The organism is Pseudoalteromonas sp. CR1, from assembly GCF_019392235.1.
Taxonomy (GTDB): domain Bacteria; phylum Pseudomonadota; class Gammaproteobacteria; order Enterobacterales; family Alteromonadaceae; genus Pseudoalteromonas.
In genome coordinates this window covers 1-256 of record NZ_JAHXRM010000398.1, presented here as the reverse complement: position 1 = coordinate 256, position 256 = coordinate 1, and the positions used below count along the sequence as shown (strand labels likewise).

Here is a 256-nt window from a genome sequence, read left to right as displayed (position 1 = left end):
ACCGACGTAGGGGCTATCCTCGTACATCGGCGCGGTCCCGCCGTGGTAGGTGACCGGCCGGTCGTACTCGACGGCGGCCTCGAGGGCCGGTTCGATCCGGGGGTCGGCCGGCGCACACGCTTGCACCGGACAGTGGAACTTCAGCCCACGGGCCCCCGCCTCGAACGCCTCCCGGACGATCCCCCCGACGTCCTCGTCGTCCGGATGGACGCTCGCGAACGGAATCATCCGGTCTGACTCGACGGCTTGCTCCGTG

1 protein-coding gene is annotated in these 256 nt (G+C 70.3%); it reads right to left on the bottom strand.

Annotation, left to right across the window (positions count from 1 at the left end; translation table 11 throughout):
* A partial coding sequence (locus KZZ04_RS19885) for an amidohydrolase family protein (RefSeq protein ID WP_219423985.1) occupies window positions 1-256 on the bottom strand: 256 nt, incomplete at both ends.